15 protein-coding genes are annotated in these 15,186 nt (G+C 52.2%); 6 read left to right on the top strand and 9 right to left on the bottom strand.

Annotation, left to right across the window (positions count from 1 at the left end; genetic code table 11):
• Window positions 1-8: 8 nt before the first annotated feature.
• Together LC417_RS11335 and LC417_RS11340 are read left to right on the top strand one after the other, a co-directional pair.
• Window positions 9-2,084, top strand: coding sequence for a beta-galactosidase (locus LC417_RS11335; RefSeq protein WP_223565850.1), 2,076 nt, complete (start codon window positions 9-11; stop codon window positions 2,082-2,084).
• 541 nt (window positions 2,085-2,625) lie between these two features.
• Window positions 2,626-2,949 carry a glucose PTS transporter subunit EIIB gene (locus tag LC417_RS11340; RefSeq protein ID WP_010259145.1) on the top strand — a complete coding sequence of 108 codons (324 nt, stop codon included), beginning with the start codon at window positions 2,626-2,628 and terminating at the stop codon, window positions 2,947-2,949.
• Between the two features lie 83 nt (window positions 2,950-3,032).
• Here the strand turns inward: LC417_RS11340 and LC417_RS11345 are convergent, their stop codons facing one another.
• The gene (locus tag LC417_RS11345; protein WP_223565851.1) at window positions 3,033-4,295 is read right to left on the bottom strand and encodes a maltoporin; all 1,263 of its coding nucleotides are present in this window, start codon (window positions 4,293-4,295) and stop codon (window positions 3,033-3,035) included.
• 265 nt (window positions 4,296-4,560) lie between these two features.
• Between LC417_RS11345 and LC417_RS11350 the strand changes: the two genes are divergently transcribed.
• A complete protein-coding gene (locus LC417_RS11350; protein ID WP_010670655.1) occupies window positions 4,561-5,631 on the top strand; it encodes a LacI family DNA-binding transcriptional regulator in 1,071 nt (356 codons plus the stop codon).
• A gap of 185 nt (window positions 5,632-5,816) precedes the next feature.
• Window positions 5,817-6,143, top strand: coding sequence for a hypothetical protein (locus LC417_RS11355; RefSeq protein ID WP_223565852.1), 327 nt, complete (start codon window positions 5,817-5,819; stop codon window positions 6,141-6,143).
• 102 nt (window positions 6,144-6,245) lie between these two features.
• On the opposite strand, the gene LC417_RS11360 is transcribed toward LC417_RS11355, so the two are convergent.
• The 5 genes from LC417_RS11360 to LC417_RS11380 form a co-directional block, all read right to left on the bottom strand.
• Window positions 6,246-7,019: a hypothetical protein gene (locus tag LC417_RS11360; protein WP_061703360.1), complete on the bottom strand. Its 774-nt coding sequence runs from the start codon at window positions 7,017-7,019 to the stop codon at window positions 6,246-6,248.
• A 405-nt stretch (window positions 7,020-7,424) separates the two neighbouring features.
• Complete coding sequence (locus LC417_RS11365) at window positions 7,425-8,168, bottom strand: SDR family oxidoreductase (RefSeq protein WP_033761021.1); 744 nt, start codon at window positions 8,166-8,168, stop codon at window positions 7,425-7,427.
• Window positions 8,169-8,222: 54 nt separating this feature from the next.
• Window positions 8,223-9,326 (bottom strand): alkene reductase, encoded by a 1,104-nt coding sequence (locus tag LC417_RS11370; protein WP_010259137.1) that lies wholly within the window; start codon window positions 9,324-9,326, stop codon window positions 8,223-8,225.
• A 53-nt stretch (window positions 9,327-9,379) separates the two neighbouring features.
• Window positions 9,380-9,961, bottom strand: a complete 582-nt coding sequence (locus tag LC417_RS11375) for a TetR/AcrR family transcriptional regulator (RefSeq protein WP_029519282.1) — start codon at window positions 9,959-9,961, stop codon at window positions 9,380-9,382.
• 63 nt (window positions 9,962-10,024) lie between these two features.
• Window positions 10,025-10,663, bottom strand: a complete 639-nt coding sequence (locus LC417_RS11380; protein ID WP_223565853.1) for a TetR/AcrR family transcriptional regulator — start codon at window positions 10,661-10,663, stop codon at window positions 10,025-10,027.
• Window positions 10,664-10,896: 233 nt separating this feature from the next.
• Here LC417_RS11380 and LC417_RS11385 point away from each other — a divergent pair, with 233 nt between their 5' ends.
• Complete coding sequence (locus LC417_RS11385) at window positions 10,897-11,280, top strand: nuclear transport factor 2 family protein (RefSeq protein ID WP_033786812.1); 384 nt, start codon at window positions 10,897-10,899, stop codon at window positions 11,278-11,280.
• A gap of 433 nt (window positions 11,281-11,713) precedes the next feature.
• Window positions 11,714-12,961, top strand: coding sequence for a sensor domain-containing diguanylate cyclase (locus LC417_RS11390; protein ID WP_033780070.1), 1,248 nt, complete (start codon window positions 11,714-11,716; stop codon window positions 12,959-12,961).
• A gap of 292 nt (window positions 12,962-13,253) precedes the next feature.
• Here the strand turns inward: LC417_RS11390 and LC417_RS11395 are convergent, their stop codons facing one another.
• From LC417_RS11395 to LC417_RS11405, 3 genes are all read right to left on the bottom strand, one after another.
• Window positions 13,254-13,505, bottom strand: coding sequence for a hypothetical protein (locus LC417_RS11395; RefSeq protein WP_010670662.1), 252 nt, complete (start codon window positions 13,503-13,505; stop codon window positions 13,254-13,256).
• Window positions 13,506-13,703: 198 nt separating this feature from the next.
• Window positions 13,704-14,090 (bottom strand): hypothetical protein, encoded by a 387-nt coding sequence (locus LC417_RS11400; RefSeq protein ID WP_052271244.1) that lies wholly within the window; start codon window positions 14,088-14,090, stop codon window positions 13,704-13,706.
• Window positions 14,091-14,432: 342 nt separating this feature from the next.
• On the bottom strand, window positions 14,433-14,594 hold the full coding sequence (locus LC417_RS11405; protein ID WP_244636134.1) for a hypothetical protein: 162 nt from the start codon (window positions 14,592-14,594) through the stop codon (window positions 14,433-14,435).
• Window positions 14,595-15,186 lie beyond the last annotated feature (592 nt).

Here is a 15,186-nt window from a genome sequence, read left to right on the forward strand (position 1 = left end):
GAACAGGTATGAATAAATTTCCCCCGCTCAGCGCCCGGGTTAACCGGCTGCTTCATGGTGCTGACTACAATCCGGAACAGTGGGCGCACCAGCCGGGCATTATTGATGAAGATGTAATGATGATGAAGCAGGCGAACTGCAACGTTATGTCGGTAGGTATTTTCAGCTGGGCGAAGCTGGAGCCGGAAGAGGGGCGCTATGAATTTGGCTGGCTGGATGAGGTGATTGATACGCTCTGGCTGCAGGGGATTTCTGTGTTTCTTGCTACACCAAGCGGGGCCAGGCCAGCCTGGATGTCGCAGGCGTATCCGGAGGTGCTGCGTGTGGGGCGCGATCGCGTGCCGGCTCTGCATGGTGGTCGTCATAACCACTGCATGACCTCGCCGGTGTATCGCCAGAAAGTGCAGGCGATGAACAGCCGGCTGGCGGCGCGTTATGCGCATCATCCGGCGGTGCTCGGCTGGCATATTTCCAATGAGTATGGCGGAGAATGTCATTGTGATCGCTGTCAGCAGGCGTTTCGCAGCTGGTTGCAGCGCCGATATGAGACGCTGGAGAACCTGAATCTCGCCTGGTGGAGTGATTTCTGGAGTCATACCTACAGCGACTGGTCACAGATTGTGTCGCCAGCGCCACAGGGTGAGATGTCGATTCACGGTCTGAATCTGGACTGGCGGCGGTTTATGACCGATCAGGTTACTGACTTCTGTCGTGAGGAGATTAAACCGCTGAAGCAGGCCAACCCCGATCTGCCTGCGACCACCAATTTTATGGAATATTTCTACGACTACGATTACTGGAAGCTGGCACCGGTGCTCGATTTTATCTCCTGGGATAGCTACCCGATGTGGCATAACGAGAAGGATGAGACCACGCTCGCCTGTTATACCGCGATGTACCACGATTTGATGCGCACTCTGAAGCAGGGCAAGCCTTTCGTGTTAATGGAGTCGACGCCGAGCGCCACCAACTGGCAGCCGACCAGCAAGCTGAAGAAGCCTGGGATGCATATTCTGTCGTCACTGCAGGCGGTGGCCCATGGTGCGGACGCGGTGCAATATTTTCAGTGGCGCAAGAGCCGGGGTTCGGTCGAGAAGTTTCATGGCGCAGTAGTCGATCATGTGGGTCATCTTGATACGCGCACCGGTCGTGAAGTGAGTGAGCTGGGCCGGATGCTGGCCGCGATGACGCCGGTGATGGGCAGCCGGGTTGAGGCGCGGGTGGCGATTATTTTCGACTGGGAGAGTCGCTGGGCGATGGATAATGCGCAGGGGCCGCGCAATCTCGGACTGCATTATGAGCGCACAGTGAACGAGCACTATCGTGCTTTCTGGGAGCAGGGCGTGGCGGTGGATGTGATTAACGGCGACTGCGATCTCAGTGGTTACGATCTGGTGATTGCGCCGATGCTGTATATGGTGCGGGAGGGTTTTGCGGCGCGGGTGGAGCAGCATCTTGAGCGGGGCGGGCATTTCGTTGCCAGCTACTGGAGCGGCATCGTGAATGAGAGCGATCTGTGTTATCCCGGTGGCTTCCCGGGGCCGTTGCGGCCGTTGCTTGGCATCTGGTCAGAAGAGATCGATAGTCTGACTGATGAGGAATTCAATGGCGTACGCGGGGTGCGCGGCAATGAGCTGGGTCTGAGCGGGCCTTATCAGGCGCGAGAGCTTTGCGAGCATATTCATCTGGAAGGCGCAACGGCGCTGGCCAGCTATGAGAGCGATTTTTATGCCGGTACCCCGGCGGTGACGGTGAATCGCGTAGGTCAGGGCAAAGCCTGGTATATCGCATCGCGTAATGATCTGTCTTTCCAGCGGGATTTTTATGGTGCGTTGATTAAGCAGCTGGCGTTGCCACGCGCGCTGGCGATTGATCTGCCACCGGGCGTGGTTGTTCAGCGGCGCACTGATGGCGAACAGGCGTTTCTTTTTGTGCAGAATTTTACCTGTCAGGTGCAGCAGCTGTCGTTGCCTGCTGGGCTCAGCGATTTGATCGATGGCTCGGTTGTGGGGGGATCGCTGCTGCTGGCGCCGTGGGGATGTCGCGTTCTGAGTGTGCCGCTAACTGAAGGCACAAGCCTTTAAAGTTAGTTGAATGCCGCTCGATGGCAGGGTGAGGGTTAGCTCAGGGTGCAAATGCCCACATCGCTTAGAGTCTGGGCGTTGTTTGTGGCAGGAGGGTGCCGGAACTGTTGATATGGAGCAGCTTGATTAAGTTTGCTGGCAGTCTGAGCACTGGCTCAGGGGGCATATGCCTTCCGCAAAGACGCAAAAGATGGCATCCCTGCCAGCTCAGCACGGGCCATCCCTGGCCCGTGATGCTTTGCTCCAGGCATATGCCCCCATCGCTTTGAGTTTGGGCATTGTCTGTGGCAGGAGGGTGCGGGAACTGTGGATAATGCCGGTTTGGTTAAATTTGTTGGAAGGCTGAGCTTTGAGCATGAGAGTTGTGTGTGGGAAGTTCTGCCGTGGCTTTAATTGCGGACTTTGTGGCAGAGGAATAGGGTTTGAGGGCAGGAAGAGTGTATTTTCTGTGAGTGCCCTGAAGCCATTCCCCCTCGTTTTCGTTTATCAGTCGTGAGTGGCGGGCAGCAGCCCGCCTTTTTATTATCTGGAGGAGAACAACATGGTGAGTCTGAAATCGTTTAAGCAATATTTCAGTCGGCAGCCGCTGACGGCGGAAGAGGTTGAGATAGACAGTGCGCTGCTGGAGCGTCTTGTAGAGTGCTTCGGCGGGCGTGAAAACATTCAGCAGGTGGACGCCTGTTTAACCCGGCTGCGGGTGAAGGTGACATCGCTGAGGGCGGTGGATACGGCAGGATTACAGAAGGCGGGGGCGATTGGCGTGGTGATTCTGGGGCAGGAAGTTCATGCCATCTTTGGTACGCAATCCGACCAGCTGCGTCAGTTGCTGGAAGCCCGATTCTTCAAGCCGCTTCAGCCGGAGTAAAAAAAATGGATAACCGTCGCCGATTATCCAAATAAGCCCCTGCATAAGAGCTTAACAATGATCACAATGAGGAGACTGCTTGGTTACCACCAGGCTTCGACCTGTACGCCGAAGTTCCAGGTGTTGTTACTGGTGTTGTCCTGGAAACTGTGTCCGTCTTCTGAGTCATTCAGGTAAGAGGCAAACAGACGCAGTTCCGGGCGTGACATAAATTCGGGACCGGCTGCGAGACCCAGCGCCAGCGTATATTTCTGACCCGCCTGTTTATAGTCACTGCCCACTTTGTTCTCATCTTTCTGCCAGAAACTACCCACTTCGCCGATGCCGCGGACATACTGTGTGAACTGATACTGACCACGACCCACCAGCGACAGCAGGGTGCTTTTGCTGGTCTGCGCGGTGACGTCATCCGCTGAACCCCAGGTAAAGACCTGATTCAGGGAGAACTTGTCGGTGATTGGCAGCAGGCCGGTATTGATTACGCGGTAGCCGGTGGCATCGCGGGTATCGTTCCACATGTCATACCAGCCGCCGCCCTGTGAAATCATGTTTTGTGCCAGGCCTTTATTGGCATACTGGAATACCAGTTTCTGATAGCCGCCCCACATATCCTGACTGATTTCACTGGTGAGCATAACGCCGTTTTCCGCATCATACAGGCCACCATACTCTTCCTGCTTTTTAGTCGTGTTCGGCATGGCGTAATCAATACCAAACTCGGTCCAGGCGCCGCTCCACGGTTTCCAGCCAGCATACCGAAGATCGAGGTAGTTAATGTTGACGTCGTTATCGCCATCCACCCTGTAATCGACGTCATTGGCATCGCCACGGATCCAGGCAAAGGAGAGCGCGCCCGGGCCCAGAGTGTAATTTTCGATACCCGCACCGGAGCCGGAGATATTCCAGTATTTGGTATCAATGATGTGCAAATCGTGACGCTGGTAGTAACGTTTACCGCCCCAGATCACCGCATTCTTGTCACCCGGCACCAGCCCTTTAATCTGCAGATTAAGCTGACGCAAACCAAACTGCGCATCGTCACCGAAGGTGGTTTCGTTATCGTTAGAACCGTCGGAGAACATGCTGACCATGGTGTCGACGTAAAAACTGACGTCATCCTTTTTGTAGACTTCGCTGCCCAGCTCAACCTCGCCGTAGGTGTCGGCTTCATTGCCGAGACGGCCAATCTTGTTCTTTTGATACTCTTCAATACCGCCATCCTGCGATACGCCAACGCCACCACGCAGATAGCCATGGAAATCAATGTTGTCGATAGCAGCATAGAGCGTCGGGGAGGTCAGGGCCGCAGCAAGCGCCACAGCAGCAGTACGTAACCTTGTTTCCATGTTATCCTCAATTTTATTTGTAATACGTTCACATGACAGCGGCAGTTAACGCTTTTTGTCAGATGAGTGACAAACAAAATCGCGATAATGTGTGATGCAGTGCAAATAAAGTGGCGGTATTTGTAACGATTAGTGAATCAGATCACCAAATCTCGTGATGTGAAGGTATGACTTTTACTTTTTATCTGCGCAATGTGACTGCGGTAACCTGGCTTATTCGGCTGCTGTGATACCATTCCGCCATCGGTAATCAGGGATGCGAATTATGAAATCAAAAAATGCCACCTTAGAGGATGTCGCCCGCCATGCTGGCGTCTCTTATCAGACGGTTTCGCGGGTTTTGAATAAGTCGGCAAACGTCTCAGAATCAACGCGGCGCAAGGTGGAGAACTCTATTGAAACCCTGCGCTACGTGCCAAACAGACTGGCGCAACAGCTGGTGGGTAAGCAGAGCACAACGCTGGGTCTGGTGACCACATCGCTGGCGTTGCATGCTCCTTCGCAGGTGGCCGCTGCGGTTAAACGATATGCCAATGCCGCTGACTATCAGGTGCTGATCGCCATGATTGATGAGAACGTCAATCAAAGTCTGCAGAACTGTATCAATGAGCTGAAGTCGCAGCGCGTGGATAAGGTGATTATCAACGTTCCGCTGGAGAGCAGTGATGCGGAGCAGATCGTGCAGGAGAACGACGATATCCTGTGCCTGTTTCTTGATGTTGATCCCTACAGCGCGGTGTTTAACGTTTCGTTTAACCCGGCTGACGGCACCCGTGCCAGTGTCAAATATCTCTATGAGCAGGGGCATCGGGAATTTGCTCTGCTGGCCGGGCCAGAGGAGTCCGTTTCTGCCAATCTGCGGTTAAAGAGCTGGCTGGATACGCTGGAGAGCTATCGTCTGAAGCCGGTCAGCGTCAGCCACGGTAACTGGGATGCGCAAAGTGGTTACAACGGCGTGCTGCAACTGCTGCGTGAAGCGCCGGAGTTCAGCGCGCTGCTGGTGGGAAATGATCAGATGGCACTGGGTGTGCTGAGCGCGCTGCATCAGCGCGGGGTAGCGGTGCCGGGGCAGATTTCGGTGATTGGCTACGATGACACCTATGAAAGTGCCTTCTTCCATCCGGCGCTGACCACGGTGTCGCTCGATCTTGATTTACAGGGCAAAGAGGCGGTCGCGCGTCTGCTGTTAGCTAGTGAGCAGGATGAGCAGCGTTCCTCTTCAATCCTTCCGGCAAAACTGGTGGTACGCAGCTCGACGGGTATCGCCGGTCAGCAGCAACGTGATTTGAAGCAGATTGCTGAGCAGCTGCGGCTGCTCGCCAGTCGCCTTGAGTAGCAGAACCCCGTAAGCAGATAAAAAAAGCATAAGAACGCGCCGCTGCTATGCTCAGATCAGGATAACGATTCTGCACGTCGGAAAAATTATCCGATCACTAAATCGGTCAGTGAACGGGCATTCTGCTTCGCGGTAATGCAGCCGACACGTTCAGCCCGGTTTCTCTACCTTCAGGGAGTGACATTATGTTGTGGCTTGAACAGGGGCTTTACCTCAGGATTGAAGAGTTAGCGCATGGCCCCAGGCCACTGCCGCTTTCCAGCGGTTTTACCCCGCAGACGGCTTATCGCGCGCTGGGCTGTTTTAACCCCTCTGAAACATCAGATGCTTACTACATTCTTTCAAATGACCGCGATGAAATATGGTTCATCTGTAACCGTCATCTGAGAACCGTTTTCCTTGATACCAGCAACACGGCGTTTCGGGTGAAAATGCAGGAGCCTGCAGAGAGTCTGCCGGTACTCGCTGCTGCACCCGATGGTCAAATCGTCTCCTTTGAGCGCTCTGTCTGATGTAGCCTGTTACGCATCAGATAATAAAAAAAAGCCGCCATCGCTGGCGGCCTTGATTACGTTTAAGTCGATGCGTTATCTGTAAATCTGCCAGTGATGTTTTTAACTCGCCGTGGCGGTCTTCATTGCCGGACGCTGGGGCAGTATCACCAGAAGAGCGATGATGATTAGCGCCAGCGTCAGTGAGGCACCGTAGCGGCTTAGCGCGAGTCCGCCTGAGGCAAGGGGTTTGTCCAGAAAGTCGCCGACCACGGCACCCAGTGGTCGGGTCAGGATAAAGGCCGCCCAGAAGAGCCCCGTACGCGAAAGTGATGTGAAGCGACTGGCCGCCCAGATGATTGCCAGCGCGCCAACAAACAGCAGGATCCCGCCATCGTAGCCCAGCCCTTCAGTGTCTGCCGTCCAGTCACCTAAGGCCGTGCCCAGGGTTTGTGAAAACATAATAGTGACCCAGTAAAAACTCTCTGTGACGCCGTTGCTCACTGAACTGACCGCAACCGTACCACAGGTGATTTTCCACAGGAAAAGCGAGAGGATAAGCAGGGTGCTCAGCAGCACGGTGCCCCCTAAATATCCTATGCCCAGTGAGCGATCGGCAAAGTCTGCCATCGTCGTGCCAACGGTGGTTGTGGCCACCACGGTGAACCAGTAAATCCATTTGTTGAAACTGTGGCGATTTATCTGCACCACCACCGCGACCAGAAAGATGATGGCGAAAATCAATGTCCCGGTCAGGTAACCGAAATTCATCGACATGGTCACCGCATCGCCGCCGGTTTCACCCAGGGTAGTCGCAGCGATTTTGGTTAACCAGAAAGCCGCGGTAACGGCCGGAACTTTACTGAGAGCGTGAGAAGCTGTGTTGTTATTTTGCATAGGGTGATACTCCGGAACAGCCCAACATGGGCTAATACAGAGACGATGTTATAAGATTAATCTTAAGAAAAGGTTAAGCTAAAGAAAACTATGACAGGAATTTTGATCACAGCTTGTCACTCACTAAGCCGGCATTTACCCTTTGATTTAATGTAATATTTGCTCTGTCGGAGTGCAGTGTTTGGGCTTTTTTTCCTGTTAACCTATAAGAATTAATTCTGAGTTACTTTGTTTTCTTCTTAATTTTCAGACGATGCAAAGAGTGATAGCCCGGCGGCTTAATCAGGCGAAAATTGAAGGAAAGTAGCATCAGGGCGTGCGAGCCATGCCGGGGCAGTATTGCCCTGATAATCAGCATCAGGACAGGGTGGATGGCATGGCAACCCCGACGCTGTTATCCGGATATCACCAGTTTTGTCTGGTGGGAGAAACGATCAGGTCGTTGACGGTAACGTTCTGCGGCTGATTAAGTGCATACACCACCGCATTAGCCACATCCTGTGGGCTGATGGCTAATTTATTGAGTTCCTGAGCCACTTTACGGCCCTGAGGATCGCCGACTTTATCGGCCCAGCCGGTATTGATTACGCCAGGGCTGATGGTATTGACGCGTATCCCGTTATTAACTCCTAAGTCTTTGCGCATCGATTCTGTCATGGCATGGACGAAGAATTTTGTTGCACTGTAAACCCCTGCACCCGCATCCACCTGATGACCTGCAACCGATGCCATATTCAGGATCTGTCCCTCATTTTTCTTCAGCATAACGGGTAACACAGAGGCAATGGCGTTCAGATAGCCTTTGATATTGACGTCGACCATTTTGTTCCACTCTTCCCATGCAACGTCACTCCAGCTTGAGAAAAGCATCAGGCCCGCATTGTTAATCAGTATGTCTATGGAGCCGAAGGTGTCACTGGCGAACTTCACCAGCGCCTGGGTTTCTTCCAGACGCGTAACATCGGTTACCAGGCCGACAGCGCGTCCCCCTTCAGCTTCAATCTGACGTACCAGCGTATCGAGGCCATCCTGGTCCAGTGCTGCCGCCACAATATTCACGCCATGACGCGCAAGTTCCCGCGCGGTAGCCGCACCAATCCCGGAGGATGCACCCGTAATAATGGCTGTTTTCTGTTGCAGGTAATTCATTTTTAATTCTCCTTCTGGTGAAAGGGGCGGGTAGTCACCCGCCATAAACCGTTATCAGCAGCTGGCTTCCGGCCAGTCGGTATAACCCTCTGCACCACCGCCGTAATAGGCTTCTTTCGGCGCGATGGTCAGCGCGGCACCGTAACGCAGACGCTTAACCAGATCCGGGTTGGAGATGAACAGGCGTCCAAAGGCAACCGCATCAATAATTCCGGCGTTGCGGCGGCTGATGGCCATCTCAAGGTCATAGTTGTTATTGCCAATAAACGGACCGTTGAACTGGGCGCTCAGCGCGTCCATGTCCACATCGGCAGGCACATCACGAGAGGTGGCCGTCGCGCCTTCAACGAAGTGCAGATAAGCCAGGTTGAACCTGTTAAGTTGCTGAATGAGGTAGCCGTACATCGCCATAACATTGCTGTCTGGCGGCGTGTTACCGGCATCAGGTGTGACCGGAGAGAGGCGGATACCGACTTTGTCATTGCCCCAGATGTTGATGATGGCTTCTGTCACTTCCAGCGTCAGGCGGGCGCGGTTTTCAATAGAGCCACCGTAGGCGTCAGTACGGTGATTGGTGGAATCACGCAGGAACTGATCGAGCAGGTAACTGTTGGCGGAGTGCACCTCAACGCCGTCAAAACCGGCACGCAGGGCATTTTCAGCTGCACGTTTATATTGCTCAATAATGCCGGGGATTTCTTCTGTTTCCAGCGCCCGCGGCGTCGATACCGGCACAAAACCGTTTACGGTGTAAGTCTGTCCATCAGCTTTAATAGCAGAAGGTGCAACCGGACGCTGGCCCTCAGGCTGCAGTTCCACGCTTGAAAAACGGCCCACGTGCCATAACTGGCAGACGATTTTGCCGCCTTTAGCGTGAACCGCATCAGTGACTTTTTTCCATCCAGCCACCTGCTCTTCGCTCCATATCCCCGGCGTAGCGGCATAGCCGCGTCCCTGCGGAGAGATGTTGGTGGCTTCAGAAATAATCAGGCCAGCCCCGGCACGCTGTGCATAGTAGGTAGCATGGAGTTCATCAGGCACACCCTCTTCACCGTAACGGCTACGCGTGACCGGTGCCATGACAATGCGGTTTGACAGCTGAAGGCTGCCCATCGAAACAGGTGAGAATAAATCGGTACGGGTACTGTTGTCAGTCATATAAACCTCTTAATAGTTGACCGGTCGTCTAGTAAATGGATAAAAAAAACCGGCTACCCAAGTAGCCGTGTTGTTGCGTTCATTGCCTGACTGAACGCTTTGTCAGGATCGTGGATTTTCGCCATCAGGGAAGCCCCCAGCCAGAGCTGATAGAGTTCTTCTGCCAGTTCAGTGGCATCCGTTACGGCGGGCAGGGAGCCATCTTCCTGACCGAGCCGGAGGCAGGCAGCAATTTTGAGCACAATTTCATGGGTGCCCGTTGCCAGCACATGCCGCATGTTATCGTACTGGTCGCAGACTTCCGCCCCCAGCTTGACCACGAGACATTTACTTTCAGGCAGGTCTGCGCCCTGGGTCGTTTTCCAGAAGGTAAAATAGCGCAGCAGTCGCTCTCTCGCCGTTCCTGTTCCGCCTAGCTGATGCTCTACTTCCAGCAAATAGTGGCTGAAGTAGTGCTCCAGCAGCGCCTCTGCAAACGCTTCCTTCGACGGAAAGTAGTAATAGAACGAGCCTTTTGGGATATCCGCCGCTTTTACAATCTCGGAAATCCCGACGGCGCTGTAGCCCTTATGAGTAATGATCGCCCTGGCCACATCAATGATGTGCTGCCGCATATCTGTCACGTTTCTTTTCATAATGTGCACACTCTAGTGAAAAACTGACCGGTCGTCTAGTAACTTTTAACCTTTTTCATGCTTTCAGTTTCTGATTGTGAGCGGGTGAAGCAGTCGGGTGGCGTGCTGGCCGATCAATTTCAGGCTCTGAAGCGTCGTACCGTCTTTCGCCTCTATCGACATGCCTTCCAGCAGCGTATTCAGAACGGTAGCCAGCGCGACGGTGTTGGTATCTGCGGGCAGTTGCTTCTCCTGAACCGCTCTGACCAGCCTTTTTTTAAACAGATCTTTCCCTTCCTGTCTGAGAACGCTAACCGCCCTGACAACATCCGTCGATTCTGCTGAAACATTGATGGCTGCCAGCACCACCATGCAGCCGCAGGGCGCTGAAGGGGAGAGCAGAATATCGGCTGCTTCGCTAAAGAAACCGTCAATCGCTTCACCAATATCCTGCCTCTCCTCAAGCCGCAACCAGGTGGCTTGCCAGTACTTCGTTTCGTAGTAGTTCACGGCCTCCAGAAAAAGTTTTGCTTTATTGCCAAAGGCGGAATAGAGGCTGGGTGGGTTGATTTCCATGGCGGCGCAAAGTTCGGCAACCGATGCTGGCTCAAAACCTTTGCGCCAGAACAGATCCAGCGCCTTCAGCAACGCTTTATCACGGTCAAAGCTTCGTGGCCGGCCTTTCGGCTTTTCAGTGGCAGCAGGCTGGTCAGGTATTTTCATAGACGGCCTCAATCATTCTCTTGACACATTACATAGTGATCACTATACAATAATACTATTACGTAGTGCTCACTACAGAATTAAATCGACACAGTGGCTCGCCTTTTATCCCGCCTGCTCTTCCCCGGCAGGCTGATGTCGCGCTGAGTCGGTACGTGTCTGTGTCAGAAAATATCACCCAAAAGCGGGGTGTCTGAAGGGATACCTTGTTAATCAGAACGGAGAGAAAACAGATGAATAACACGACCTATGTGCAGGACTATAACGCCATCGTGGCAGTGCTGAATCAGTATAACGAGGGAGGAAAGCAGGCGAAAAGTGAGCTCATGAAGCCCGCTTTCAGCGACAGGGCGACCATTTTTGGTCTCGACAGTGACGGCAACCTCAGCGGCGGTCCAATTCAGGGATTGTTTGACACCATCGACACCGCATTCCGTCCTTCACCCGAAGCAAAAGCGGCTATCGTGCGCGTAGATATTGTTGGGACTGCCGCCAGTGCCCGCATCGACACTGACGACATTTCTGGTTTCCGTTTCACTGATTTTTTTAACCTGCTGAAAGTGAACGATCGCTGGACCGTGGTCAGCAAGATCTATCACACACATACGGCAGACTGATCCAGGTCTGGTCAGTTGATCATTGCAGCCTGCGTTTGCTGCGGGCTGCAAAAAGGTATTGAGACGACTAAAACAGTAAGGTGATTTTACGCCTGATTATCCGGTTGCTATTAATCAACATAATCATACCCCAGCGCTTTTGGCAGAGGTGGCATCATTAAAGATTCTGGGCCGATCGGCCGATAAACACTGGCTCATACTTCTGACACTGAATCCCGGGTTCGCTCACTTTTGTGCGGGCAGGGCGGCACCTCAGCAGCTGCAGACGGACAAGCGCAGCGTCAGCCGCCGTCAATGGCGGGTATTCTCGCAATGGTGAACCTGTCTCCGGATCCTCCTTCAGCTACAGGCGGACATTAACGGTTATAATCAGGTCTGTAGCGACGAGTATTGAGCCTGTTTAATATCGTCAGCTACGTCGGAGTCGGCCGCCATGAACACAATGATCAAACCCTCTTTTACCGCTGTCTGGTCTACAGACGCCCAGGGTATCTGCGTCGCCAGTCAGGAAAGCCCTGCTGGTCTGATGCCTGAACTGAAGGGTGTGACGCTGAGTTCATGGCTGAGACTGGCACAGGCCGACGACGATGCAAAGATCGCGCTGCAACTTACCGCCGCGCTTGATTTCCTGACGCCTTTTCATATTGAAGTGCCGATCAACTGTCTGGATGGCAAGACGCGTCGGGTTATTGTATCTGGCCTGCCGGATCGCCAGCCTGGCACGTCCCGTCTGCAGTATAACGGCTTCATTCTTGATGTGACCGGACAGCGTAAAGCGCTGGAAGATGCGCTGCGCACGGCGGCAGAGTATCGTCTGTTAATTGAAAACAGCACCGATCTGATTGCCCATTGCGACGCGGATGGCCGGTACGTTTCAATCTCGCCCTCTTATAGCGAAATGATTGGCTGGACAGCCGAAGAAGTTGTCGGTCAGCTGGTGGTGGATTTCCTGCATCCCGATGACCGCGGCCCCGCCTCTGAAGCTCTGGCCTGCATCTTCAACGGGGGAGTGCTGCCGGACGTCGTTGAGGTGCGCAAGCTGCATCGTGACGGCCACTACATCATTCTGGGCACCAAAGCCTGTGGCGTCATCAATCCCTCTACCGGCAAAAATATCGGTGCAGTTCTGGTGTCGCGCGACATTACGCGAGACAAAGAGAGGATGCGCAATCTGGAGAAGCTGGCAACGCTGGATACGCTGACCGGGCTGCATAATCGTACCTGGATCAACGACCAGGTCGGGCGCATGCTGGCGAAGGTGGATGATGAGGCCTATACGACGGTGATGTTTATCGATCTGAATGGCTTTAAGGCGGTGAACGATTTGATGGGCCACGCGACAGGGGATGCCTTGCTGCAGCAGGTCAGTGAACGGCTGCAACGCTGTATGCGTCCGGGCGACTCACTGGCGCGACTGGGCGGAGATGAATTTGTTGTGGCGGCAAAGTGCAGAAATCGCGATACAGCCGCTGCCATTGCCCTGCGTATTATTGAAAGTCTGCACGCGCCATTCGCCATTGATAATATGGACGTGCGCATTGGCGCGGCTATCGGTATCAGCCTTGCCCGCTTTGGGACGGCATCGGCCAAAATATTATTCGAAAACGCGGATAAAGCGATGTACCAGGCCAAAGCCCGACGTGATGGGTCGTATCAGTTTTTTGAGTCAGAAGAGCCTTAGTCGATGCATATGATTGCTGGTATAACCTTCCGGATTTGAAGGTAATGGATCTTACGTTTAACGCTTTGCCGCCTGTTCCCGCAAGGATACATTTCCTGAACGCCTGATTAACCCGCCTAATATTCTGAAACCGCGCGCCACAGCAGAAAGATTTTCTGTTTCAGGCTCAAAAAGAAGTCTGTTGCTGATGACCAACATCTATGTGCGAGACAGGCTACTGAATTCCCTCAAACGTCTGTGATGAACTGGCCTGAGTGACTTCGCGGAACTCCGCTTAAGGCAATTCATTGCCTCAGTTTATTATTTCTGTTGGTTTTTCACTTTCGGGAGACCAGTAACCCCCACTGCCATGATAGGTTTCAGCTCCCAGCACGAACGAGGTTCCGCAATGATTACATGCAAAATGGTAATCAACGATATCGCCCCAAATCATCTGTTCAGCACATTCAGAAAAGGTGTACTGATTCCAGTTATTGATGGTTGAAACTTCGGAAATGATCTCTTCTTTAACTGCGTTATGTGCAATACGTATTGCCAGGCTCAACTGACGAGGTTCCCGTATAACGTATTTAACACATAGATCCTGACAGAACTCACAACTCACTCTGTAAAACCTCCCTTTTATCTGAATGTTCAGGTGTAGAGCTATCGCAGGACACTGTTTTGCACTTTATATCCCACCTGAAGGGACAGTCGCTTTCACTTCATAAAGTTTAAATGTGTTCTTTAGTACTCATTGTATTCATTGTGAGGCAGAACGCCGGTCCATGATTTCTTTCACGTAATGCTCTATAACAATGTGATGTTCATGGCTTATCTGAGAAATGAATGTTTGCAGGAAATCGGGTGTGGAGTGAAGGGTATTTGTGACCAGTTTATCGAAGTCTTTCTGGATAAAGCGGTCATACCCTTTTAGCGTCGAACGCTGGAGCAAGGTATGCGCAGTAATTTCGAGCACGGCACGTCTGTAATCATCGGAAAGCAGAATATCCAGATCGTGCCGGCTAATCTCAAAGGCAAATTCATAGCTGATAAAACCAGAATCGACAGGCAATGAGTAGGTCAGTTTACCTTCCTCCTGTGTCACATGAGGTTCGTATCCGTCACCCATGAGGTGAACTGATTGCATATTAATCTCCTGCTCTTTCAGCCCTGAGTTGTTACTTCAACAGTCTAAACCACCGATATCGATATTATTCCGCTTCTGACGACGAGCGCAGATACTCACAATATCAGATCGTTCGATAGCGGAAGTTCCCGGTTGTTCACCTGTTCACTAACGGCAAAACTGACAAAGTGGTATGCCTGTTACGGAGAGTCATGTCAACCGTGAGCAGTGAGCTAAAGTTTTCCAGGTGACTTTATGAACCGGTCTCCTCTCCCCACTATTTTCGAGACAAAAAATAGCAGAGAGGAAGTCGTCGCTTACACGTTCTGGAAAAATCATCAGGCGATGCTTCTGAAAGGGTCTTTAGCGACCAGCCCACACCGCTGGTTTTCTTGTCTGCCACGGATAAGCGCTTTCAAGCTGACCCGCCAGTGCCAGCAATAAATTCTCCTGATTAAATCCTGCACAGAACTGCATGCCAATCGGCAGTCTATGGGAGGAAAGGAAGCCCAGAGGAACAGACATCGCGGAAGTTCCGCACACGTTCGCCAGCGCAGTAAACGGTGACTGATTGAAAACGTGATGTTAGCGCATCAACTGGCTGCTTTGAGCGAGAAGCGGACATTACCAACACAATTCATTATTAACCAATAAGGTGTAGGCCAATTACCGGTCTAGCCAATAGTTGAGCATTCAACTCTGTAATCCTTACCTACAATGTCCGTGCTGGTGCTATATGGCACAATTTCAAATATGTAGGATGATTCCGTACATGGCGATCTGATGGCGAAATCCCTCAAGCTCCCTACTGCAAAGATGTTCATTATTGGCAGAATAATGCAATTTTTATTTACCTTGACTACATTAAGAATCGTGGTGCGCAACTTGCTAGAATTTCGGGTTGTGGTCATTTCTTGATGATTCAATCTCGGTCTCCCTTTAGTGTAATATAAGCACGTTAAAGAATTTGGATGGTGAAGGTTAAAGCCAATACAGCCTATTGAAATTTTCATACTCTATCTAGGTCGTCTCAGATCCAACACGATTAGTTCAGGGGAAGGGCTTTGCTATTTAATTTATTTTAAATTGAAAAGATGATACCCCTGAATTAGTAATT

The sequence above is a fragment of the Pantoea sp. OVA07A genome (assembly GCF_019969975.1).
GTDB classification, from domain to species: Bacteria; Pseudomonadota; Gammaproteobacteria; order Enterobacterales; family Enterobacteriaceae; genus Pantoea; species Pantoea agglomerans.

Coding starts and splice junctions, on each gene's coding strand:
- LC417_RS11335 (WP_223565850.1), top strand. CDS start 9: ATGAATAAATTTCCCCCGCTCAGCGCCCGGGTTAACCGGCTGCTTCAT.
- LC417_RS11340 (WP_010259145.1), top strand. CDS start 2,626: ATGGTGAGTCTGAAATCGTTTAAGCAATATTTCAGTCGGCAGCCGCTG.
- LC417_RS11345 (WP_223565851.1), bottom strand. CDS start 4,295: ATGGAAACAAGGTTACGTACTGCTGCTGTGGCGCTTGCTGCGGCCCTG.
- LC417_RS11350 (WP_010670655.1), top strand. CDS start 4,561: ATGAAATCAAAAAATGCCACCTTAGAGGATGTCGCCCGCCATGCTGGC.
- LC417_RS11355 (WP_223565852.1), top strand. CDS start 5,817: ATGTTGTGGCTTGAACAGGGGCTTTACCTCAGGATTGAAGAGTTAGCG.
- LC417_RS11360 (WP_061703360.1), bottom strand. CDS start 7,019: ATGCAAAATAACAACACAGCTTCTCACGCTCTCAGTAAAGTTCCGGCC.
- LC417_RS11365 (WP_033761021.1), bottom strand. CDS start 8,168: ATGAATTACCTGCAACAGAAAACAGCCATTATTACGGGTGCATCCTCC.
- LC417_RS11370 (WP_010259137.1), bottom strand. CDS start 9,326: ATGACTGACAACAGTACCCGTACCGATTTATTCTCACCTGTTTCGATG.
- LC417_RS11375 (WP_029519282.1), bottom strand. CDS start 9,961: ATGAAAAGAAACGTGACAGATATGCGGCAGCACATCATTGATGTGGCC.
- LC417_RS11380 (WP_223565853.1), bottom strand. CDS start 10,663: ATGAAAATACCTGACCAGCCTGCTGCCACTGAAAAGCCGAAAGGCCGG.
- LC417_RS11385 (WP_033786812.1), top strand. CDS start 10,897: ATGAATAACACGACCTATGTGCAGGACTATAACGCCATCGTGGCAGTG.
- LC417_RS11390 (WP_033780070.1), top strand. CDS start 11,714: ATGAACACAATGATCAAACCCTCTTTTACCGCTGTCTGGTCTACAGAC.
- LC417_RS11400 (WP_052271244.1), bottom strand. CDS start 14,090: ATGCAATCAGTTCACCTCATGGGTGACGGATACGAACCTCATGTGACA.
- LC417_RS11405 (WP_244636134.1), bottom strand. CDS start 14,594: ATGTCTGTTCCTCTGGGCTTCCTTTCCTCCCATAGACTGCCGATTGGC.